This window comes from Streptomyces sp. BR123, from assembly GCF_013401435.1.
Lineage (GTDB): Bacteria > Actinomycetota > Actinomycetes > Streptomycetales > Streptomycetaceae > Streptomyces.
In genome coordinates, this window is sequence record NZ_JACBGN010000686.1 from 1 (window position 1) to 429 (window position 429).

1 pseudogene is annotated in these 429 nt (G+C 77.9%); it reads right to left on the bottom strand.

The features are described 5' to 3' along the window. A pseudogene (locus HYE82_RS37045) lies at positions 1–429 on the bottom strand (ROK family transcriptional regulator); the annotation flags it as partial.

Here is a 429-nt window from a genome sequence, read left to right on the forward strand (position 1 = left end):
CCCCATCACCCCGGCCCGCCAATCAAGCGGCCCCGGCGCGGCAACCCCCACCCCGAGCAACTGCGACGGGCCTCCCAGCGTCCCGGAAACGCGCCCCACCGCCCGTACGACCGCCTCCACCACCGCATCCGGACCGGCCCCGAAGTCCAGGGGGCCACTGCACCGGTCCACGACCCGGCCCGAGAGGTCGACCCGTACCGCCCGCAGCTCGTCGCGGTCGGCGTGTACGCCGACCGCGTGCCGGGCCTCCGCCACCAGCCGCAGCAGGGTCCGCGGTTTGCCGCCGGTGGACACACCCCGGCCGGCCTCGGCGACGAGCCCCTCCGCCCGCAGCCGCGCCGTGATCTTGCTGACGGCCTGCGGGGTGAGCCCCGTACGTACGGCAAGCTCAGCGCGCCCGAGGCCCGCGGCCCCGGCCCCGACCCCGGC